Genomic DNA, 19,683 nt, shown 5'->3' with positions numbered 1-19,683 from the left:
GTAGTGCTGGGTGAACAGTGGCTGAGTGGTCAGGATGGATCGTCGGTGCGGTCTGCGGCAAAGCGCGGGTCTTCATCGTGGGCGTGGGCGGCGCGTTGCTGCTCGTCCAGCCACGACTGGATGGCGCTCATCAAGGCCTGGGTGCCATCGCCTGTCAGCGCCGAGATCCTGAAGGTTGGGCCGTTCCAATCCAGTTCCTGGCAGATGCGTGCCTGCACGGCGCCCGGGTCTTCGACCATATCAAGCTTATTGAGCACCAGCCAGCGCGGCTTGGCCGCGAGTTCCGGGCTGTAGTGGTGCAGTTCCTGGATGATGGCACGCGCATCCTGGATGGCCTGGGCGCAGGCGTCGATGTCGGGATCGGGGGATTGCACGTCCAGCAGATGCAGCAGCACGCGCGTGCGGCTGAGGTGTCGCAGAAATTGATGCCCCAGGCCGGCGCCTTCGGAGGCGCCCTCGATCAGACCGGGGATGTCGGCAATGACGAAGCTGTGCGCAGGCGATGTCCGCACTACCCCCAGGTTGGGGTGCAGCGTCGTGAAGGGGTAATCGGCAATCTTTGGTTTGGCGTTGGAGACCCGGGCGATCAGTGTCGATTTGCCCGCATTGGGCATGCCCAGCAGGCCCACATCCGCCAGGACCTTGAGTTCCAGCCGCAGGCGGCGTTCCTCGCCCTCGCGCCCTGGGGTGAATTGGCGGGGTGCACGGTTTGTGCTGGACTTGAAGTGCAGATTGCCCAGTCCGCCCTCGCCGCCGGCGGCCAGCGTGACCTGCTGGCCGTGCTGGGCCAGATCGAACAGTTGTTCGCCGGTGTTGGCGTCGTGTACGACGGTGCCGACCGGGACACGCAGGACGATGTTCGGCGCCCCAGCCCCATATTGGTCCGACCCGCGGCCATTTTCGCCATTTTTGGCGCGGTGCAGGCGGGCATAGCGATAGTCGATCAGGGTATTGATATTGCGATCGGCCACCGCCAAGATGGAGCCGCCGCGCCCGCCGTCGCCGCCATCGGGACCGCCCATGGGAATGAATTTTTCCCGGCGGAAACTGGCAACGCCGTTGCCGCCCTTGCCGGCAACGACTTCGATGGTGGCTTCGTCTACGAATTTCATGTTGTTTATTCTATGAAAAAAAAGACCCTACCGGGTGGGCAGGGTCTTTTGGGTGATCCTGAGTGGATCAGCTGACAGCGTCGACCGAGACGGTGCGCTTATTCAGCGCGCCCTTGATCGAGAACTTCACCTTGCCTTCCACCAGGGAAAACAAAGTGTGGTCCTTGCCGATGCCGACATTGACGCCGGGATGAAACTGAGTGCCGCGCTGGCGAACGATAATGCCGCCTGCCGAGATCAGTTGGCCGCCGTAGACCTTAACGCCCAGGCGTTTCGATTCTGAGTCGCGACCATTACGCGTTGAGCCGCCGCCCTTTTTGTGTGCCATGATTGTGCTCCTGAGGGGTTAGGCCGCAACTGCGTCGATGCGGATTTCGGTGTAGTTCTGACGATGGCCCTGGTGCTTTTGGTAGTGCTTGCGCCGGCGCATCTTGAAGATTTTGACCTTGTCGTGACGACCTTGGGCAAGAACCGTGGCTTTGACTGCAGCACCGGCGACGAAGGGCGTGCCGATTTGCAGTGTTTCGCCTTCGCCGACCGAGAGTACCTGGTCCAGCGAGATTTCTTGTCCAATGTCAGCCGGTATCTGTTCGATTTTCAATTTTTGGCCGGCGCAAACGCGATATTGCTTGCCACCGGTTTTTATGACCGCGTACATGGGTTTTTCCTGTGAAATTGCCCAGGTTTCATGGTGCTCCGCTGTGATGCCGACAAGGCCGCTGACAGTATGCATCAGGGCAGATATCGGTACGCAGGAATCACGCCTGGGTTTGCTAAAAATGACAATGGCCTTTTGATGACCATAGCCAAGCCCGTCATTTTCCCAGATTTTCGTTTTCAAATCAACAGGATTTTGGCTTTTTACGACGATTCAGGGCTTTCTGTGGCTTGCGGCGCGGCAGACCGCCCGCATCCACCGTTGGCGGTGACGCGGGATTTTTCAGAGGGTCTTCAAGATCGGTAATCTGCGTTGATGCTGACGTAGTCATGCGAAAAATCGCAGGTATATACCGTATCGCTGACTTCGCCGCGCCCGAGCGCCACCCGCACCAGGATTTCGGGCTGCGCCATGATGCGCTGGCCGTCTTCTTCGCGATAATCCGGGTCTCGGCCGCCTTGGGTGGCGACCTGCACGTCCCCCAGCCACAAGGTCAGTCGACTGACATCCAGATCATCCACCCCGGCATAGCCGATCGCCGCCAGAATGCGCCCCAGGTTGGGGTCGGATGCATAAAAAGCGGTCTTGACCAGCGGCGAATGGGCAATCGCATAGGCGATCTTCAGGGCTTCCTGGGTGTTGGCGGCCTGTTCCACCTGGATGGTCATGAATTTCGTCGCGCCTTCGGCATCGCGCACGATTTTCTGGGCCAGGTCGCGGGCAGCGTCGGTCAGGGCCTGGGCCAGGGGGGCGTAGCGCGGGTCCTGGGCGGATTCGATGCGGACCCCGCTGGCCCCCGTGGCCATGATGATGAAGGAATCGTTGGTGGACGTGTCGCCATCGACCGTGATGCGATTGAAGGACTGATCGGCGATCTGGCGCGTCAGGGCCTGCAGCAGGGCGGGTGCCAGGCCGGCGTCCGTGGCCAGGTAGCCCAGCATGGTCGCCATATTGGGGCGGATCATGCCCGCGCCTTTGCTGATGCCGGTGATCGTGACCGTCGTGCCGCCCAGATCCAGTTGCCGGGAATGGATCTTGGGCTGGGTGTCGGTGGTCATGATGCTGTGCGCGGCCTCGAACCAGTGGTCGGGCTGCGCATCTGCCAGGGCGGCGGGCAGGGCCGCAATCAGGCGGTCCACCGGCAGGGGTTCCAGAATCACCCCGGTAGAAAACGGCAGGATCTGTTGTGGTTGCAGCTGTAGCGCGTCGGCCAGGGCCTGGCAGGTGTCGTGGCTGGCTTGCAGGCCGGGGGCGCCGGTGCCTGCATTGGCATTGCCGGTATTGATGACCAGCGCCCGGATGTTCTGGCCATCGGCCAGGTGGGCCTCGCAGACCTGCACGGGCGCGGCGCGAAAGCGGTTGCGGGTGAACACGCCGGCAACGCTGGTGTCGGCGTCCAGCAGCAGAACCGTCAAGTCGCGGCGGCCCGCCTTGCGGATGCCGGCCTCGGCGGTGCCGATGCGAATACCCGCGACTGGAAAGATGGCGTCACGCGCCGGGATATGCAGATTGATGGCCATGATGGTCTTGTGCAAAAACGCCCAAACAGAAAACCCCCATTCTATGCCGAATGGGGGCGTTTTGGACGCGCGTGAGCGCCCGTGCTTGTTAGGCGGCGGGCAGGCGCGCGTAGGTCGATTGCTTCAGGTCGCCCAGCAGATCGAACAGCGTATTGCGTGAGGCCGGCGCCAGTCCGCCCAGCAGGGTTTCTATCCAGGTTTCGTGGGCCCGCTGCATGCGGCGGTGATAGCGTTTGCCTTTTGGCGTCAGGCGGATCAGCGAGCTGCGGCGATCGCTGTCGTCTTTCATGCGCTCGACCAGCCCGTCTTTTTCGAGCTGATCGGTGATGCCGGTGATGTTGCCGTTGGTGACCATCATCAGGCGCGAGAGTTCGCTCATTTTCAGGCCTTTGGGGGCGTGGGTGAGCTGGGACATCAGATCGAAGCGCGGCAGGGTTGTGCTGAATTCGGATCGCAAACGGCTGCGGACTTCGTTTTCGATCAGGGTACAGCAGCTGAGCATGCGCAGCCACAGGCGCAGGTCAGCGGCCTGGCCTGTGGCGCGGGTTTCTAGATCCGGGACATCGGGTGCCACCGCAGGGTGTTGCGTGGCGGCATATTGGGCGTAGTCGGTCATGGCGCCTGGGGCCGTTGCAGCGGCCACTAAGTGGTGAGTGATAGACCGAGTGTATGTGCCGATGTTTCAGATGTCCTTGTTCTGGGTCAAGAAATTTGAGGTTTTCAGGATTTCAGTCGGGCAAACACCTGGTCGGCAATGTCCAGGGTATTCTGGATCACTGTGTCGTCGTGCGTTGTGGACACGAAACCTGCCTCGAAGGCCGAAGGCGCAAAATGCACGCCGCCAGCCAGCATGCCATGAAAGAAGCGCTTGAAAGCTTCTTGGTCGCAGGCGGAAACCTCGGCCAGGCTGGTGGGGATGGCGTCGCTGAAATAGATGCCGAACAGCCCGCCTTGCCAGTCGCCGCTTAGGGGTACATGATGCTGGCGGGCGCGTTCCACCAGACCTTGGATGAGCTTGCCGGTCTGGTGGTGCAGTTGTTCATAGAGCCCAGGCTGGGCCAGTCGCCGCAGGGTGACCAGCCCGGCGGCCACCGCCACGGGGTTCCCGGACAGCGTGCCGGCCTGGTATACGGCCCCCAGGGGGGCGATGTCGGCCATGATGTCCGTACGTCCGCCAAAAGCGCCCACCGGCATGCCGCCGCCGATGATTTTCGCCAGCGTCGTGAGGTCCGGCGTCACGCCGCATAAACCTTGCATGCCCTGAGGGCCGACGCGCAGGCCAGTCATGACTTCGTCGAAAATCAGGATGGCACCGTACTGGGTGCACAGGCTGCGCAGGCCTTCCAGAAACCCGGACGCCGGGCGCACCAGGTTCATATTGCCGGCCATGGGTTCGACAATAATGCAGGCAATCTCGTCGGGGTACTGCTGAAACGCAGCCTCGACGGCAGCCAGGTCGTTGTAGTCCAGCACCAGGGTGTGTTGGACGAATTCGGGGGGCACGCCGGCCGAGGACGGGTTGCCGAATGTCAGCATGCCCGATCCGGCTTTCACCAGCAGGCTGTCGGAGTGGCCGTGATAGCAGCCTTCGAACTTGATGATTTTATGGCGCTGGGTGTGGCCTCGGGCCAGACGGATGGCGGACATCGTGGCCTCGGTGCCCGAACTGACCAGGCGCACCTGTTCAATGGACGGGATGCGCTCGATGATGGCTTCGGCGATCTCGATTTCGGCCTCGGTGGGGGCGCCAAACGATAAGCCTCCGCTGGCGGCGGCCTGGACGGCCTGGACGACTTCCGGGTCGGCATGTCCCAGGATGGCAGGCCCCCAGGAGCCGACATAGTCGATATAGCGCGTGCCCTCGGCGTCCCAGAGGTAGGGCCCCTGGGCGCGTTGGATGAAGGGTGGGGTGCCGCCCACGGAACGAAAGGCGCGCACGGGGGAATTGACCCCACCGGGGATGGCCTTGCAGGCACGGTCGAAAAGTTCGGTATTACGGGACATGGTGTGGAGTGGCAAAAAAGGTTCAGGAAAACAGGCGGCTGCAGGCAAGGGCGGCGGCCTGGATGTCAGGGGCGTCGAACAGGGCGCTGATCACGGCGATGCTGTCTACTCCGGCCTGGATCAGCGGGGCGGCGTTGTCCGGCGTGATGCCGCCGATGGCCACCACCGCCGGACGGGGCGACAGTGCCTGGGTCAGTTGGCGGCCAGTGCGCAGGTCTGCCAGGGTGGCGCGCGCGGCGTCGGGCTTGACCTGGGATGGGTAAACCGCGCCAAAGGCAATATAGTCCACGGATTCCTGCAGGTGCTGGCGGGCCAGATCAGGCTGGTTATAACAAGACACGCCGATCAGCTTATGGGCGCCCAACGCCTGGCGCACTTGGCCCACGGGTGCGTCGTCGCACCCTAGGTGGACACCATCGGCGTCCAGCATGGCGGCCAGTTGCCAATCGTCGTTGATGATCAGGGGCAGTTTCAGGGATCGGCATACGTCCAGTACCGCCTGGGCCTGAGCCTGGCGTTGGGGTTCGGTGTCGCTTTTGCGGCGCCACTGCAGCACGCGCATGCCACCAGCGTGGGCCAGGCGGATGGCGGACAGCAGCCGGTCGGTATCGGACCAGTCCGGGGTCACCCCGTATAGTCCGCGGGGAAATCTCAAGGCAGTCATGATGTGGTGTGTCGCAGTATGTGTTGTCCCATGCCGGGGTGCAGGGTGTGGGCCATCATCGTGGTCGCTGTCGTGACGGCTTGGTGGCAGGCCTCAACCATGGGCAGGCCTCGAGCCAGGCCGCAGACCAACAGGGTCGCCAGCAGGCTGTCGCGGTCGTCTGGGCGCACCAGCGATGCGGGCCACGGCCAGTGGCGCCCGCCGGATTCAGCGGACTGCAGCGTCAGGCTGAATCCCGCGTGCGGGGTGGGCTGGCACGACAGCACATGGCTCGCCCCCAATTCCAGCAGAGCATCGATGGGGTTGGCGGCGCTGGCTGCCGACATCAGGCCCTGTTGCGCCCATTGTTCGGCCTGGCGCGGGGCCATGATGACGATGCTGGCCTGGGGCACCAACAGGTCCAGCATGGCCCCCAGTGTGTCGTCCGGGTCCAGATCGTCCAGGTCCGGCATGCTGGGCGGCGTGGCCAACTGTAGCACCAGCGGCAGCGTGGAGTAGTCGGCGGCGATCTGGGCCAGCACTGCAATGGTTTCCGGGTCGTATTGGGGGCCGATCTTGATGGCACTGATGGCCATGTCTTCCAGCAGGCAGCGCGCCTGGTCGTCGATGAGTTCGGGTGACAGCCGCTGGATGGTTTCGACGCCGCTGGTGTCCTGGATATGGATCGCCGTGATCACCGAGCCGGCGGGCAGGCCTTGGCCGGCGCAAATGACAGCGTCCACGGGCAGATTGGCGGCCCCTGTGGGGTCGTGGGGGCCGATGATCAGGGGCAGGGATAGAGAAGAAATCAGGGGAGACACCATGGAACAGACAAAAAACAGCAGCGGAATTGCTGGATTGGGTACTATGGCGTCCATTCTAATGGATTGCCCCATATCTGATACTCTAGGCGTATAGGCTTGATGCCTTATCTCAGGAGGTTTGCCATGACGACAGAACCACATGATTCCGCCAACGGTACGCGTATTGATCTGTCCCGGCAGTTTCTCCTGGCCATGCCGGGCATGGTCGCGGGCGAACTTGCCAATACCGTCATCTACGTCTGCGAACATACCGAACACGGCGCTTTGGGGCTGGTGGTCAACCGTCCCACCGACCTGACCATCGGGGATTTGTTGCAGCGCATTGATCTGCCCCTGTCGCTAGAGATCGGCCCCGTGCGCGAAGCCCCGGTTTTTTTCGGCGGTCCCGTCCAGACCGATCGGGGCTTTGTGCTGCATGTGCCACGCGGTCAATATAGCTCCAGCATTCCCTTGGGCGAGGATGTCGCCCTGACGACATCGCGCGATGTGCTGCAGGATGTCGCGGCGGGTCACGGTCCTGCCCGTCTGCTGGTCACCCTGGGCTATGCCGGCTGGGGCGCGGGTCAGCTTGAAGACGAGATCTCCCGCAACGCCTGGTTGAATGTCGGGGCTTCTCACGAAGTCCTCTTCGAGACCCCGGCGGACCAGCGCTACGATGCCGCCCTGGCCCAGTTGGGGATTCATTCTTCCATGCTGACAGGCGATGCGGGGCATGCCTGAATCCGTTTGGTCGCCGATGGCGCACGCCCGGACGCGGTCTTTATAGGCAGCACTGACCGTGTCCGAAGAAACCTTGCTGGCCTTTGATTTTGGCTTGAAAAAAATTGGCGTGGCCTTGGGCAATACCCTGACGGCCCAGGCCCGGCCCTTATGCATTCTGACACCCGGCACCCGTGATCAGCGTTTCTCTCAGGTCGCGGCCCTGCTGGAAGCCTGGCAGCCGGATCGGGTGGTCGTGGGCCTGCCACTGACCCTGGATGGCGGTGAGCAGCTTGCCTCGCAGCATAGTCGGCGCTTCGCCCATCAGCTTGAAGGCCGTTTCCACGTGCAGGTCGTCTTGGTGGACGAACGCGGCTCCAGCCGCGAAGCCCAGCAAATCCTGGGTACCAACGCCCCCGACGACGCCATGGCTGCCGCCGTCATTTTGCAGCGTTACTTGGATACGCTGTGATATTGATCAGCGTCGTTGAGCATCAGCGACAACGTGTGCAATCCACCTGCACGACTTGGTGATCGCGGAGTCGTAACGCAGTCAAGGCCCGCCCCCAGACGCAGCCCGTATCCAGACAGATCGCATCCGGCCGGATCATCAGGCCCAGCGCCGACCAGTGGCCGAACACGATCGGCTCGGACAGGTCCCGCCGTCCCGGCAAATCGAACCATGGCACCAGGCCATCCGCCGCCACGGGCTCGCCTTTGTGGCGGAACTCCATCCGTCCATCGCTGGCATGGCACATCCGCATGCGTGTCAGGCTATTGACGATGACCCGCATGCGCGCTGGTCCTTGCAGGCCATCGTCCCACAGCAGAGGTTCTTCGCCGTAAAAATCATGCACTGCCTGTGGCCAGCTGTCTTGGCGTAAAGCTGATTCGATCTCGCCCGCCAGCGCCTGGGCCTGATCCAGCGTCCAGGACGGCAAGATGCCGGCGTGCACCATGACATGTCCGTGTGCGCGCACCATCAGCGGCTGGTGGCGTAGCCAGTCGATCAACTCGTCGCGGTCCGGCGCTTGCAGAATATCTTGCAGCGTGTCGGATTTGGCGTGTTTGCGCACCTTTGTCACCACCGCCAGCAAGTGCAGGTCGTGATTGCCCAGGATCACCTTGGCGCGCGCCCCCAGGCTGCGGATCAGGCGCAATGCCCCCAGCGAGTCCGGTCCCCGGTTCACCAGATCGCCGGCAAACCAGAATTCCGCTGTCGGTGTGGCCAGCGCCGGATGGGCCAGCAGCGTCTGCAGGGCACCCGCGCAGCCCTGCACGTCGCCGATCACCCAGATTTCAGGGCTTGCGGCGGATGGGGCGGCGGGGCGTGATGAGTCAGGCATTTTTCCTCTTGGGGATGTGCTTTAAGTCGTGTTGCGCTGCAGCCGCCGCTGGCGCCACCATAAAGCCAGCGGGTGGCGATGCTCCATCAGCAGCAAGATCAGAAATGCCAGTCCCAGCGCCAGCAGGCTGGGTACCAGGGCCGTGGCCCAAGGCGGCCAGTCGCCCAGCATCCCGGCATTCAAGGCCAGTTGGTTCAGCATGAAAAAGCCCACCCCCAGGATAATCCCCAGGAATACCTTGGCGCCCGCGCCGCCGCGCCGCGTCTGCATGAAGCCGATGGGCGTGGCAATCGTCATCATCACCAGCAAGGTAAATGGGTAGGCCAATTTGCGCCATAGCGCGACCTCTTGGCGGTCTGTCTGCAGATGGTTGCTTTGCAGGTATTGGATATAGTCCAGCAGATCGGTGATCGCCATGCGTTCCGGGGTCAGAATGCGGGCAATCAGGCGTTCCGGGGTCAGCGAGGTGGGGATGCTGCGCTGGTCCAGGTGCACGACCTGCGCGATCGGGGTCTGTGGCACCTGGGCATCGGACAGGGCGCTGGCGGACTGGGAATGAATCCGGGTCTCGGTCAGATCATCCAGGATCAGGCTGCCTTGGTCGAATTCGCCGCGTTCGGCCTGCACATAGGCCCGCAGGGTATCGTCCGGCCTGAACTCATACAGCACCACGCCCTGAACTCGGCCTTTGCCGTCCAGCCGGTGGATGTTGATGACGCGTGTGCCGCCTGTGGCAGGGTCGCTTTCCTTGAACCAATAGCCGCTGGACAGCCGTCCGCCATCGGTACGTCCCAGCAGGGCCAGACGGGATTCGCTGCCGTGCAGTTCAGCGGCGGGTGTGATGTATTCCGACAGCACATAGGCTCCGGCCATCAAGGGAATGGCGATCAGCCACAAGGTGCCCAGCAGCTTCAGGCCACTGACCCCAGAAGCCCGCAGAATCGTGAGTTCATTGCGCTGCGCCAGCCCCGCCAGCGCCAGGACCGCGCCGATCAAGAGCCCGATGGGCAGGAGTTCGTACAGGTGATTGGGCAGATCCAGCGCCTGCAGATACAGCAGGTTGACCAGAGACAGGCGCTCGCCGACCTTGTCCAGGCCCTCGATCAGGGCAAAGAACATGAACAGGCCCACCAGGGCCACCAGGACGACCAGGGTAGAGCGGTAGATTTCACGAGCGAGATAGTGACGGGCCGTGCGCATGGGTGCAGGTGCAGCGAAAACCCACATAGTACCCCGATCCCTTTGTTCGCCTCAGGGGACTTCGGCCTGGCGCATGCGGGCCTGTACAGTTGCGATGCGCGCGCGCAGATAACGGGTCTGTCCGTGCTTGTCGTAATAGGCCGGGTTGGGCAGCATGGCCGCCAGCTGGGCGGCCTGGCGGGTCGATAGCCGGGCGGCGCTGGTCTTGAAATAGTGCTGTGCGGCAGCCTGGGCGCCGAAAGTCGCCTGGCCCCACTGTGCAACATTCAGGTACAGCTCCAGAATCCTGCGCTTGCTCATGACCAGCTCGATCATATAGGTCAGGATCAGTTCCTGGGCCTTGCGCAGATAGCTGCGGGAGTTCGACAGAAACAGATTCTTCGCCAACTGCTGGGTAATGGTGGACCCGCCGCGGCGCCGGGTTTTGCCCTGGGCTTCCTGCTTTTGGTTATAGTGCCAGGCCTTGCGAATGGCATCCCATTCAATCCCGTCATGATCCATGAAACCGGCGTCTTCCGAGGCAATCACCGCCTGCTTCAGGGTTTTGTTGATCTGGTCATAAGGCACCCATTCGTATTGCAGCGGCGCTGTGGGGTCATGCAAACGTACGGCCTGCAGCGTGTCTTGCATGATCGGGGTGCTGCCCGGATCGCGGAAATTGAACCACACCACCATGCCGAACAGTCCAATCTGGTACAGAAAGCCTGCACACAGGGCCAGCAGCGCCAGGCCGGAGATCCAGAATCGCAGGCGCGACGTCATGGTCGGCCCGTATCCAGCAGGCCAGCCCGGGTGAAGTGCCAGGTTCGGGTAATCGCCAGAATATCCGTGTCCCGGGCAATCGCCTCGGGCAGCGGTGGAAACGGAGCCGCCAGTTCGACGATGCGCCGGGCGGCACTGTTCAAGACCGCTTGGCTGGATGGCCGGTCAAAAACCAACTGCTCCAGTTGGCCGTCGCGGCGGATATAGACAGTCAGCTGCAGGTCGCCGTAAATGCGGCCCCGCGCCTGTGGCGGGTAGTGCTCGGTGCCGATTTGTTCGATGCGCTGGCGCCAGGCCTCGACATAGGTGGCCATCTCCGTCGCCTGTGTGGACGGCGCCACAAAGGTCTGCCTGGGCAGGGCGTTATAGCGTTGGATCTGTTCTTTCAGGGCAGCGATGCGGGCATTCAACACCAAGCTGTCCTGTTCGCGGTCATCCTGGCCCGCGTCCGGGCTCTGACCCAGCCATTCGGGATTGGGGCGGGCTTGAGCCACCTGATCGAGCGCTTCCAGTTGCGTCAGCAGGCGCTGTTGTTCTGCCTCCAGTTCGGCCTGGCGGCTGCGTGCTGCCTCCAGCACGGTTTCGTTGACTGGCGCATCCGTGGTGTGTGGCAAGACAGTGGCCGCCATGCCTTCTGTTTGGTCGCCGCCGCCATCCAGATCGTGCTGGGCCAGGGCCTGAGGGTTTAGCGGCGCCTGCGGGCTGCGGCTGTTGACCAGGGTGATCTCCAGCGGCGCGGTGCGGGGGGGTGGCGGCGGAGTGGCCTGATGCCACAGCAGCAACAGGCCATGTGCGCAGACTGACAGCAGCAGAGCCAGCGCCATGCGGCTGCGGCCCTCGGGCGAGGGTTGCAGCAGTTGCAGGGACAGTGGGCTGGCAGGCTCTGTCATGGTGGTTCGCTATCCTTAAACCGCCTCGCGCAGGCGGCATTCGATATCCTGCCCCATCTCGTCGTAGCCCAGGATGTCCAGCACCAATTCCTGGCCGCGCTCGAAACTGGGCAGGCCATTGATCCGGGTGACCAAGGGGGCGCAGGCCAGGCGCACCAGGTTTTCGCGCAGCACATGGGCGCGGACTTCTTTCAGGCCTTGCTGCTGCAGCCAGCGTATGCACCAGTAGCGTTCCATGGCTGATTGGAACTCGCCCCATAGCGTGTATTGTGAATCAAAGGCGCCGATCAGTGCATATAGGTCGGCATCTTTGGGCTTGAAGGGGGCCACCAGCCGGGCCGACACCCCGTGCTGGGCCGCTGCCACAATCTGGCCCTGGTTGATCAGGTCCACATAGCGACGCAGCGGCGAGGTCGACCAGATGTACTGCGGCACAGCGATGGATTCGTGCGGCAGCGCCTGGGTGGACATGCGGGTGCGTCCCATTTGCTGGGATCGGTAAATGCCTGGCACACCGTGGCGGGCCAGCAAAGCCCCCCATTGGGTGTTGGTCAGAATCATATATTCGGCGACCAGGCGCTCCAGGGGTGCATTGCGCCGCCGGGGAATCAGCCGGATCACCGAGTCCGGGTCATCAGAAGGGCCGTCCAGCTCGAAGCTGTATTCAATGCGATCGTTGTTTTCGGGCTTGCCGCGAACTTGGTCGCGGGCGGCGGACAGTTTCAGGGCGAACTGCCACAGAGGCCGCAGCCAGTGGCCATAGGGCAGTGCGGCATCCGGATCGTCCAGAGCGGCTTCGGTGACCTGATCACCCAACTGATCATGGCGCAGATTGGCTGTGACCTGGATGCGCTCCAGGCGGGTCTCTGTGTCCAGGATCTCGCCGGTCTGCAGCTTGCCCGTGACATAGAGCGACAGTGCCGGGCGCCACTGGCCCTCGTCCAAAGAAAAAGCGCTGATCAGTTCGCGTGGCAGCATGGGGATTTTGTCGCCCGGCATATAAACCGTGGACATGCGGCTGCGGGCCATGGTGTCGAATTCGCTGCCGCGCGGCGTGGCCAGGGCCGGCACGGCGATGTGGATGCCGACGCGGATGGTATCGGCATCTGTTTGGGTGACCGACAGCGCATCGTCGATTTCAATGGTGCTGGAGTCATCCACCGAATACGCTTCGATCTCGACCTGGGGCAGGTCGGCCCCCCAGTCCTCTACGGCCACCGGCGGCCATTCAGCGCCCTTGGGGAAATGTGTGGCCAGAAAGCGCTGCACCATCATGGCCAGCGGATTGGCCCATACCCCCAGGGACAACAGCAGTTTTTCCGGGCTGATGGCCAGTTGTTGGACAGCGGCATCAAAAGCTTTCCATTGCTGTGTGTTCTTGTCGGGCTGATCCAGAAAGGTCACGGCCATCGGGCGCACGGCGTCGGGCAACTGGCCCGCCACCATGGCATCGGTCCATTCCTGCTGCTGCTGGGCCTGCAGACGTTTTTTCTCGATGGCCGCCAGAGCGGCCTGCAGGATGTCGGGCGGGGCGGGGCGGAAGGTGCCTCGCCCACGCCGGTGAAAATAGGCGGGCGCGGCCGAAAGTGCCAAAATCAGCGCGGTCTTTTCGATGGCATCGGGGGCATGGCCAAAATAGTCCTGCGCCAGGGTGGCTGCCTCGAATTCTTCCTGGGGGGCGACTTCCCAGAGAAAATCAGGCTCCAGGGTGGCTGCCAGTGCTTCGGCCGCAGGCAGCAGGGCATCGGGCGCTGGCTGGGCAAAGGTCAGCAGCACGGCATTGCGCTTGATTTTGCTGCGTTTGCCCGAAGCGGATTCCACCTGCAAGGAGGTATCTGCTTCGGAGAATATGGTTTCGGCCTTTAGTTTGCCGGCGTCTTCGTAGAGAACATGCATAGGGTGTCTGTAAGAGCCTATTGGGGGGCGGACGCCAGGGCGTCCAGCAAAAGGGTGTGAATGCCGCCAAAACCGCCATTGCTCATGATCAGAATATGGTCTTGGGCGCGGGCATTGGCGCAGAGCGCGGCTACCAGGGCAGGCAGGTCATGGCCCGTCCAGGCCAGTTTGGGCCCCAGTGGGGCCAGCACCTGGGTTGGTTCCCAACCCAGGGATTGCTTGCCGTCGGCCTGACCATAACAATAAACCTGATCGGCCAGCATCAGGGATGCGGGCAGGCGTTGGGCCATGGTGCCCAGTTTCATGGTGTTGGATCGGGGTTCCAGCACCGCCAGAATGCGGCCCTGGGGGCCGATGCGCTGGCGCAGGCCGGCAATGGTGGTGGCGATGGCGCTGGGGTGATGGGCAAAGTCGTCATAGACGGCGATGTCGCGCCGGATGCCGCGCAGCTCCAGGCGGCGACGCACACCCTGGAAAGCGTGCAGGGCATCCAATGCTGCCGCAACAGGCACCCCCGCATGGTGGGCGGCGGCGATCGCCGCCAAGGCGTTGTCGCGGTTGTGCTGTCCAGCCATGTCCCAGTCCAGCAGACCCAGCGCCTGGCCTTCCAGGAAAACGGTGCAACGGCGGCTGTCTGCCGGGTCGGGCTGTGCTTGCCAGCGGCCCTCGGGACCAAAGCTGTGGACTGGCGTCCAGCAGCCCCGGGCCAGCACGCGATCCAGCGGTGGGCAGATGGCCGGGCGCAGAATCAGCCCGCTGGCCGGGATGGTGCGCACCAAATGATGGAACTGGGTTTCGATGGCGGCCAGATCGGGGAAAATATCCGCGTGATCGAATTCCAGATTATTGAGGATCGCCGTGCGTGGCCGGTAATGAACGAATTTGGATCGTTTGTCGAAAAAAGCCGTGTCGTACTCGTCGGCCTCGATGACGAAATGGCGGCGCTGCGGCTGATAGCTGGCGGATACCTGCAGATCGGGGGCCACGCCGCCGATCAGGAAATTGGCAGGCTGCCCGGCATGTTGGAAAATCCAGGCCAACAAGGCGCTGGTGGTGGTTTTGCCGTGCGTGCCGGCCACGGCCAATACGTGTTGGCCAGGCAGGATATGGTCGGCGAGCCACTGCGGGCCGGACGTATAGGCCAGTCCTTGGTCCAGAATGGCTTCCATCAGGGGGTTTCCGCGGCTGACCACGTTGCCGATGATGTACAGGTCGGCGGCCAACCGGGTCTGATCAGCCTCAAAGCCTTCGATCAGTTCAATGCCCTGTTCGCGCAGCTGTGTGCTCATGGGGGGATACACCCCGGCATCGCAGCCGGTCACCCGATGCCCGGCCGCGCGGGCAATCAGGGCCAGTCCCCCCATGAATGTGCCGCAAATTCCCAGTATATGTACGTGCATCGTTATCCTGCTATCCCAAATATGCGCGGACGCGCGCACGGCTTTCTTCCCGTCCCGACGTGTCTTGCCGACCACGACGCAGCGTTCCAGTCTGTATTGTAAAGGGCCAGTGCTATGATGGCCTGGCCTGTGATTTTCCTGGAACAGCATCATGAATCGGCGCCTGTTTTTACACGCAGCATCCACCTTGATCTTGGGGGCTTTGGCGGCCCCGGCACTGGCACGGGCCGCGCTGCTGCCCGCCGATCCCGTCTTTGGCCGTACCTTTGATGATCTTCAGGGCGTGGGCCAGGCTTTATCGGCGTATGTCGGGCGTCCGGTGGTGTTCAATTTCTGGGCCAGCTGGTGCGCGCCCTGCGTGCGCGAAATGCCCCTGCTGGAAGCCTTGCATCATCAGCACCCGGATCTGGCCTTGGTGGGCCTGGCCGTCGATACCCGCGCCAATGTCGTGCGGTTTCTCGATAAGGTCCAGGTTTCCTACCCCGTGCTGCTGACCGGCACGCAGGGTATTCCGCTGATGCGCGAACTTGGCAACAAGTCAGGTGGCCTGCCGTTTACCGCTTTCTACGACCGCGATGGCCACTTGGTATCGGCGGCCATGGGCGAACTCAAACACGACGATTTGCAGGCCCGCATCGACAAAATACTTGAGGCTTGAACCAGCGCTGTAAATAGGCTTTTCAGCCCTGCTTTAATAGACAAATCGCTGGTTTTAGCGTAAAAAGGCGGTCTAAGGGCTGATGCGCATGGCTATTCGGGTGACGATACTCCCCAGAATCGCCTGCCGACGTCGCTGCAGATGTGGCCGTCGTGGATCTTCCCGGTCTCGGGATGACCCGACGGCATCTTTGTTTTTAGCGCCCGCCTCCAATTTTGATCGGCCACCTGCTGGGTGGCCTGCACACAGGAATTTTTCTCATGGATCTTCGAAAACTCAAGACACTGATCGACCTGGTGGCCGACTCAGGCATTGCCGAGCTGGAAATCACTGAGGGCGATGGTAAGGTCCGTATTGTCAAGTTTTCCCAGACGCCGCCCGTGGTGGCGCCCGTCGTCGCCGCGCCAACAGAGGTGGTGGCGTCAGCGGTTCCCGCTGCTGCGCCAGCCGCCCCGGCTGCGCCGACGGTTCCCCAGGGCCATCAGGTCAAGGCCCCCATGGTGGGCACTTTCTATCGCGCCCCCAACCCCAACTCGCCCTCTTTTGTTGAGGTCGGCCAGACCGTCAAGGAAGGTGATCCGCTGTGCATCATCGAAGCCATGAAGCTCCTGAACGAAATCGAGGCCGACAAATCCGGCACGATCAAGGAAATCCTGGTCGACAATGGCGAACCCGTTGAATACGGCCAGCCGCTATTCATTATTGCTTAAGCCATGTTCGAAAAAATATTGATTGCCAATCGCGGGGAAATCGCCCTGCGGATTCAGCGTGCGTGCCGCGAACTCGGCATCAAGACCGTGGTGGTGCACTCCGAAGCCGACCGCGATGCTAAATACGTGCGCCTGGCTGACGAATCCGTCTGCATCGGCCCGGCCTCTCCGCGTGACAGCTACCTGAACATGCCGGCCATTATTTCCGCTGCCGAAGTCACCGACGCCGAAGCCATCCATCCCGGCTATGGCTTTCTATCGGAAAATGCCGACTTCGCCGAGCGCGTCGAAAAAAGCGGTTTCGTCTTTATCGGGCCGCGTCCCGACAGCATCCGTACCATGGGCGATAAGGTCACTGCCAAACAGACCATGATTGCCGCCGGGGTGCCCGTGGTGCCTGGCTCCGAAGGTGCTTTGCCCGAAGACCCCGCCGAGATCCAGCGCATTGCCGAAAAAGTCGGCTATCCGGTCATCATCAAGGCCGCTGGCGGCGGCGGTGGTCGTGGCATGCGCGTGGTCTACGATGCCGGTTCCCTGATCAATGCCGTGGCCATGACCCGCACCGAGGCCGGGGTTGCCTTCAACAACCCCGAGGTCTACCTGGAAAAATTCCTCGAAAACCCGCGCCACATCGAAATCCAGATCATGGCCGATGGCCAGGGCAAGGCCGTCTGGCTGGGCGAGCGCGATTGCTCGATGCAGCGTCGACACCAGAAAATCATCGAGGAAGCCCCCGCGCCCGGCATTGATCGCGCCCTGATCGACCACATTGGCGAACGCTGCGCCGAGGCCTGCCGCCAGATGCGCTATCGCGGCGCCGGCACCTTTGAATTCCTGTATGAAAACGGTGAGTTCTTCTTCATCGAGATGAACACCCGGATTCAGGTCGAGCACACCGTCACCGAAATGATTACCGGCCTGGATCTGGTCCAATGGCAGATCCGCGTCGCCGCCGGCGAGAAGTTCACCTTGCGCCAGCGTGATATCCACCTGCATGGCCACGCCATCGAGTGCCGCATCAACGCCGAAGACCCGCATAAATTCACCCCCAGCCCCGGCAAGGTCACCAATTGGCACGTGCCCGGCGGCCCCGGGGTGCGGATGGATTCACACGTCTTTACGGGTTACACCGTGCCGCCTTATTACGATTCCATGGTGGCCAAGCTCATCACCTACGGCGATACCCGCCATCAGGCCATGATGCGGATGGACATCGCGTTGTCCGAGATGATTGTGGAAGGCATCAGCACCAATATTCTGCTGCATCGTGAACTCCTGCAGGACGAACACTTCATCCAGGGTGGCACCAGCATCCACTACCTGGAACATAAACTGGCCCAACGGCCCTAAAGGCAAGCCATGCGAGAACTGGTGCTGAACTGTGCCCACGAACAGGCCGAACCCTGGTCCGATGCGCTGCTGAGTGCCGGCGCGCTGTCGGTTTCAGTCGAGGACGCCGACCGTGATACCGATCACGAACAGGCCTTGTTTGGCGAACCCGGCACCGAGCCTGATACCCAGGCCTGGCAGCGCAACCGCTTGGTGGCCCTGCTGGCCGATGGCGACGACCCCCACCAGTTGCTGACCGCGCTGGATGGTCTGGCTGGCCCCGCGCCTACGGCGGAAGACTGGTGCTTGCGGGATGTGCCCGATGCGGATTGGGTGCGCTTGACTCAGTCTCAATTCGGCCCTATCACCGTGGGCGAACGTATCTGGATCGTGCCCAGCTGGCACCGCCAGGATGCAGGTTTGCCTGCCGTCGGCAGCCACGATGGCATTGTGCGCCTGGAGCTCGACCCTGGCCTGGCCTTTGGCACCGGCAGCCATCCCACGACCCATTTATGTCTGGAATGGCTTTCCAGCCACGTGCAGGGCGGTGAAACCGTGCTGGATTATGGCTGCGGCTCCGGTATTCTGGCCATTGCCGCCCGCTTGTTGGGGTCGGGTCCCACGCTGGGCGTAGACATCGACGAACAGGCCGTGCTGTCCAGCATCCAAAACGCCGCCACCAACCACGTCGATATTCAGGCCTGCCTGCCAGATGATTTGCCGTCCGGCACTCACCAGATCGTCGTCGCCAATATTCTCTCCAATCCCCTGAAAATCCTGGCGCCCATGCTCAGTGCCCGGGTGGCCCCAGGTGGGTCTCTGGTGCTTTCCGGGGTGCTTGAACGACAGGCCGACGAAGTCATCGCCGCCTACGCCCCGTGGCTGCCCCTGCAGGTCTGGGCTGCCCGCGAAGGCTGGGTCTGCCTGGCTGGACAGCAACCCTAGCGCCGGAGGCCTCTGATGGACCTGACCACCCGATGTCCCCGTTGCGGGACAGAATTTCAGGCCAGTCTGGCTGATCTGCAACTGCGCAAGGGCTATATCCGCTGTGTGCAGTGCGCCCATATTTTCGATGGCTATGCCGAGGTCGTGTCTGCACCGCCCGAACCGTCTGAGCCATCCCTTCCTGTGGCCGCGCCGCCAACGTCCCCTGCGGTTGCGGTAGACAGACCGCCCCATACCGTGCCCTCGGTGCCGCCGCCTGCCCATGCACCAGACATCCAGCCGGATGAGCTCTATGTGCCGGATTCGGCACGGCCCGATCCCGATGGCCCACAGGTTTTTCGCTCTGGACGCAGCGTTCCTCCGCCTGAAGTCCCGCTCGAGCCTCCACATTGGCGGGTCGAGCCCCAGTTTGATTCGGACCGCCGTCCCCCTGAACCCTTTGTGGTCGAAGCCCGGCCAGGGCATCGCAGCCAGGGGGGGAGCGCAGCGCCCTTGATGCAATCCGCCCGCCAGGGGCCCGGTTGGTGGGATCGTCTGGTCCGCTTGTTGTCGGGCCTGGTGTTGTTGATTCTGCTGTTGCTGGCCGTGGCCCAGCTGGCCTATGTCTATCGGACTAATCTGGCACAGGCTGTCCCGGCCTTGCGGCCCTGGCTGCTGCAGGCCTGTGTGCCTTTGCGCTGCCAGGTGCCGTATGCCCGCAACCTGGGTCAGCTCACGATTACCGGTTCGGCGTTGAAGCTCCAGGACCCCTTGCCCAACGCGCCTCCTGATACCGCCGATGCGGCGGCAGCGGACACACCGCCGGTTGACCCGCTGGCAGATACCGCCCAGCACTATGTGCTGCAGGCGACCTTGCGCAATCAGGCCGACTATCCTCAGGAATGGCCCAGTTTGATCCTGGATCTGAAGGACGCGGCGGGCACCTTGCTGGTGCGCCGCAATGTGACCGCCGCTGAATACCTGGGGGCCGATGCTGCCCGCCAACCGTTCGCGGCCCACAGCGATGTGCTGATCCGTCTGCCCTTTACCCTGAATGGCCTGATCATCAATGGCTATCAGCTAGACCTGTTTTATCCCTGAAGGCTCA

At 62.6% G+C, this 19,683-nt stretch carries 21 protein-coding genes; 7 read left to right on the top strand and 14 right to left on the bottom strand.

Translation table 11 applies throughout. From position 1 onward, the window contains the following. Positions 1 to 29: 29 nt before the first annotated feature. The 8 genes from obgE to VDP81_RS06850 form a co-directional block, all read right to left on the bottom strand. Entirely contained in the window at positions 30 to 1,112 is a 1,083-nt protein-coding gene (gene obgE / locus VDP81_RS06885) for a GTPase ObgE (protein ID WP_323011899.1), read from the bottom strand. 67 nt (positions 1,113 to 1,179) lie between these two features. Next, positions 1,180 to 1,440 carry a 50S ribosomal protein L27 gene (gene rpmA / locus VDP81_RS06880; RefSeq protein ID WP_322995640.1) on the bottom strand — a complete coding sequence of 87 codons (261 nt, stop codon included), beginning with the start codon at positions 1,438 to 1,440 and terminating at the stop codon, positions 1,180 to 1,182. 18 nt (positions 1,441 to 1,458) lie between these two features. After that, positions 1,459 to 1,770: a 50S ribosomal protein L21 gene (gene rplU / locus VDP81_RS06875; protein WP_322995639.1), complete on the bottom strand. Its 312-nt coding sequence runs from the start codon at positions 1,768 to 1,770 to the stop codon at positions 1,459 to 1,461. 293 nt (positions 1,771 to 2,063) lie between these two features. Further along, a complete protein-coding gene (argJ, locus tag VDP81_RS06870; RefSeq protein ID WP_323011898.1) occupies positions 2,064 to 3,290 on the bottom strand; it encodes a bifunctional glutamate N-acetyltransferase/amino-acid acetyltransferase ArgJ in 1,227 nt (408 codons plus the stop codon). Between the two features lie 88 nt (positions 3,291 to 3,378). Then, entirely contained in the window at positions 3,379 to 3,906 is a 528-nt protein-coding gene (locus VDP81_RS06865; RefSeq protein WP_323011897.1) for a MarR family transcriptional regulator, read from the bottom strand. Positions 3,907 to 4,010: 104 nt separating this feature from the next. Continuing rightward, positions 4,011 to 5,294 carry a glutamate-1-semialdehyde 2,1-aminomutase gene (gene hemL, locus VDP81_RS06860; protein WP_323011896.1) on the bottom strand — a complete coding sequence of 428 codons (1,284 nt, stop codon included), beginning with the start codon at positions 5,292 to 5,294 and terminating at the stop codon, positions 4,011 to 4,013. 22 nt (positions 5,295 to 5,316) lie between these two features. Then, positions 5,317 to 5,958, bottom strand: a complete 642-nt coding sequence (gene thiE, locus VDP81_RS06855) for a thiamine phosphate synthase (protein ID WP_322995635.1) — start codon at positions 5,956 to 5,958, stop codon at positions 5,317 to 5,319. Further along, positions 5,955 to 6,815: a bifunctional hydroxymethylpyrimidine kinase/phosphomethylpyrimidine kinase gene (locus tag VDP81_RS06850; RefSeq protein ID WP_323011895.1), complete on the bottom strand. Its 861-nt coding sequence runs from the start codon at positions 6,813 to 6,815 to the stop codon at positions 5,955 to 5,957. The genes thiE and VDP81_RS06850 overlap by 4 nt, the downstream gene beginning before the upstream one ends. A gap of 69 nt (positions 6,816 to 6,884) precedes the next feature. Here VDP81_RS06850 and VDP81_RS06845 point away from each other — a divergent pair, with 69 nt between their 5' ends. Both VDP81_RS06845 and ruvX read left to right on the top strand, forming a co-directional pair. Further along, on the top strand, positions 6,885 to 7,481 hold the full coding sequence (locus VDP81_RS06845; RefSeq protein WP_322995633.1) for a YqgE/AlgH family protein: 597 nt from the start codon (positions 6,885 to 6,887) through the stop codon (positions 7,479 to 7,481). Positions 7,482 to 7,539: 58 nt separating this feature from the next. Further along, positions 7,540 to 7,932: a Holliday junction resolvase RuvX gene (ruvX, locus tag VDP81_RS06840; protein WP_322995632.1), complete on the top strand. Its 393-nt coding sequence runs from the start codon at positions 7,540 to 7,542 to the stop codon at positions 7,930 to 7,932. Between the two features lie 22 nt (positions 7,933 to 7,954). Here ruvX and VDP81_RS06835 read toward each other — a convergent pair whose 3' ends face one another. Genes VDP81_RS06835 through mpl form a run of 6 tightly spaced genes read right to left on the bottom strand, consistent with a single transcriptional unit; the run spans position 7,955 to position 14,954 of the window. Beyond that, positions 7,955 to 8,806: a symmetrical bis(5'-nucleosyl)-tetraphosphatase gene (locus VDP81_RS06835; protein WP_323011894.1), complete on the bottom strand. Its 852-nt coding sequence runs from the start codon at positions 8,804 to 8,806 to the stop codon at positions 7,955 to 7,957. 21 nt (positions 8,807 to 8,827) lie between these two features. After that, the gene (gene lptG / locus VDP81_RS06830; protein WP_322995630.1) at positions 8,828 to 10,006 is read right to left on the bottom strand and encodes an LPS export ABC transporter permease LptG; all 1,179 of its coding nucleotides are present in this window, start codon (positions 10,004 to 10,006) and stop codon (positions 8,828 to 8,830) included. Positions 10,007 to 10,057: 51 nt separating this feature from the next. Continuing rightward, positions 10,058 to 10,768, bottom strand: a complete 711-nt coding sequence (gene mtgA / locus VDP81_RS06825) for a monofunctional biosynthetic peptidoglycan transglycosylase (protein WP_322995629.1) — start codon at positions 10,766 to 10,768, stop codon at positions 10,058 to 10,060. Beyond that, positions 10,765 to 11,658, bottom strand: coding sequence for a TonB family protein (locus VDP81_RS06820; protein ID WP_323011893.1), 894 nt, complete (start codon positions 11,656 to 11,658; stop codon positions 10,765 to 10,767). The genes mtgA and VDP81_RS06820 overlap by 4 nt, the downstream gene beginning before the upstream one ends. A gap of 15 nt (positions 11,659 to 11,673) precedes the next feature. After that, a complete protein-coding gene (locus tag VDP81_RS06815) occupies positions 11,674 to 13,554 on the bottom strand; it encodes a ribonuclease catalytic domain-containing protein (protein WP_323011892.1) in 1,881 nt (626 codons plus the stop codon). Between the two features lie 17 nt (positions 13,555 to 13,571). Then, positions 13,572 to 14,954: a UDP-N-acetylmuramate:L-alanyl-gamma-D-glutamyl-meso-diaminopimelate ligase gene (gene mpl / locus VDP81_RS06810; RefSeq protein WP_323011891.1), complete on the bottom strand. Its 1,383-nt coding sequence runs from the start codon at positions 14,952 to 14,954 to the stop codon at positions 13,572 to 13,574. Between the two features lie 151 nt (positions 14,955 to 15,105). Between mpl and VDP81_RS06805 the strand changes: the two genes are divergently transcribed. From VDP81_RS06805 to VDP81_RS06785, 5 genes are all read left to right on the top strand, one after another. Then, complete coding sequence (locus tag VDP81_RS06805) at positions 15,106 to 15,612, top strand: TlpA disulfide reductase family protein (RefSeq protein WP_322995625.1); 507 nt, start codon at positions 15,106 to 15,108, stop codon at positions 15,610 to 15,612. Positions 15,613 to 15,872: 260 nt separating this feature from the next. Beyond that, positions 15,873 to 16,322 carry an acetyl-CoA carboxylase biotin carboxyl carrier protein gene (gene accB, locus VDP81_RS06800; RefSeq protein WP_323011890.1) on the top strand — a complete coding sequence of 150 codons (450 nt, stop codon included), beginning with the start codon at positions 15,873 to 15,875 and terminating at the stop codon, positions 16,320 to 16,322. A 3-nt stretch (positions 16,323 to 16,325) separates the two neighbouring features. Further along, positions 16,326 to 17,672: an acetyl-CoA carboxylase biotin carboxylase subunit gene (gene accC / locus VDP81_RS06795; protein ID WP_322995623.1), complete on the top strand. Its 1,347-nt coding sequence runs from the start codon at positions 16,326 to 16,328 to the stop codon at positions 17,670 to 17,672. A gap of 9 nt (positions 17,673 to 17,681) precedes the next feature. Beyond that, entirely contained in the window at positions 17,682 to 18,596 is a 915-nt protein-coding gene (gene prmA / locus VDP81_RS06790) for a 50S ribosomal protein L11 methyltransferase (RefSeq protein ID WP_322995622.1), read from the top strand. Between the two features lie 15 nt (positions 18,597 to 18,611). Then, positions 18,612 to 19,676: a zinc-ribbon and DUF3426 domain-containing protein gene (locus tag VDP81_RS06785; protein ID WP_322995621.1), complete on the top strand. Its 1,065-nt coding sequence runs from the start codon at positions 18,612 to 18,614 to the stop codon at positions 19,674 to 19,676. The last annotated feature ends 7 nt before the right edge of the window (positions 19,677 to 19,683 follow it).

Origin of the sequence: Castellaniella sp. (assembly GCF_034675845.1) — a bacterium.
Classification (GTDB): Bacteria; Pseudomonadota; Gammaproteobacteria; order Burkholderiales; family Burkholderiaceae_B; genus Castellaniella.
The sequence above is the reverse complement of the archived record's forward strand: the minus strand, read 5'-3'. Positions and strand labels throughout refer to the sequence as shown.

What these genes read in the sequence shown, in the direction of transcription:
- argJ (WP_323011898.1), bottom strand. Translation starts at nt 3,290, where the DNA reads ATGGCCATCAATCTGCATATCCCGGCGCGTGACGCCATCTTTCCAGTC.
- VDP81_RS06850 (WP_323011895.1), bottom strand. Translation starts at nt 6,815, where the DNA reads ATGGACGCCATAGTACCCAATCCAGCAATTCCGCTGCTGTTTTTTGTC.
- prmA (WP_322995622.1), top strand. Translation starts at nt 17,682, where the DNA reads ATGCGAGAACTGGTGCTGAACTGTGCCCACGAACAGGCCGAACCCTGG.
- VDP81_RS06805 (WP_322995625.1), top strand. Translation starts at nt 15,106, where the DNA reads ATGAATCGGCGCCTGTTTTTACACGCAGCATCCACCTTGATCTTGGGG.
- VDP81_RS06785 (WP_322995621.1), top strand. Translation starts at nt 18,612, where the DNA reads ATGGACCTGACCACCCGATGTCCCCGTTGCGGGACAGAATTTCAGGCC.
- VDP81_RS06815 (WP_323011892.1), bottom strand. Translation starts at nt 13,554, where the DNA reads ATGCATGTTCTCTACGAAGACGCCGGCAAACTAAAGGCCGAAACCATA.
- rplU (WP_322995639.1), bottom strand. Translation starts at nt 1,770, where the DNA reads ATGTACGCGGTCATAAAAACCGGTGGCAAGCAATATCGCGTTTGCGCC.
- hemL (WP_323011896.1), bottom strand. Translation starts at nt 5,294, where the DNA reads ATGTCCCGTAATACCGAACTTTTCGACCGTGCCTGCAAGGCCATCCCC.
- mtgA (WP_322995629.1), bottom strand. Translation starts at nt 10,768, where the DNA reads ATGACGTCGCGCCTGCGATTCTGGATCTCCGGCCTGGCGCTGCTGGCC.
- mpl (WP_323011891.1), bottom strand. Translation starts at nt 14,954, where the DNA reads ATGCACGTACATATACTGGGAATTTGCGGCACATTCATGGGGGGACTG.
- VDP81_RS06845 (WP_322995633.1), top strand. Translation starts at nt 6,885, where the DNA reads ATGACGACAGAACCACATGATTCCGCCAACGGTACGCGTATTGATCTG.
- lptG (WP_322995630.1), bottom strand. Translation starts at nt 10,006, where the DNA reads ATGCGCACGGCCCGTCACTATCTCGCTCGTGAAATCTACCGCTCTACC.
- thiE (WP_322995635.1), bottom strand. Translation starts at nt 5,958, where the DNA reads ATGACTGCCTTGAGATTTCCCCGCGGACTATACGGGGTGACCCCGGAC.
- obgE (WP_323011899.1), bottom strand. Translation starts at nt 1,112, where the DNA reads ATGAAATTCGTAGACGAAGCCACCATCGAAGTCGTTGCCGGCAAGGGC.
- VDP81_RS06820 (WP_323011893.1), bottom strand. Translation starts at nt 11,658, where the DNA reads ATGACAGAGCCTGCCAGCCCACTGTCCCTGCAACTGCTGCAACCCTCG.
- VDP81_RS06865 (WP_323011897.1), bottom strand. Translation starts at nt 3,906, where the DNA reads ATGACCGACTACGCCCAATATGCCGCCACGCAACACCCTGCGGTGGCA.
- rpmA (WP_322995640.1), bottom strand. Translation starts at nt 1,440, where the DNA reads ATGGCACACAAAAAGGGCGGCGGCTCAACGCGTAATGGTCGCGACTCA.
- accC (WP_322995623.1), top strand. Translation starts at nt 16,326, where the DNA reads ATGTTCGAAAAAATATTGATTGCCAATCGCGGGGAAATCGCCCTGCGG.
- accB (WP_323011890.1), top strand. Translation starts at nt 15,873, where the DNA reads ATGGATCTTCGAAAACTCAAGACACTGATCGACCTGGTGGCCGACTCA.
- VDP81_RS06835 (WP_323011894.1), bottom strand. Translation starts at nt 8,806, where the DNA reads ATGCCTGACTCATCACGCCCCGCCGCCCCATCCGCCGCAAGCCCTGAA.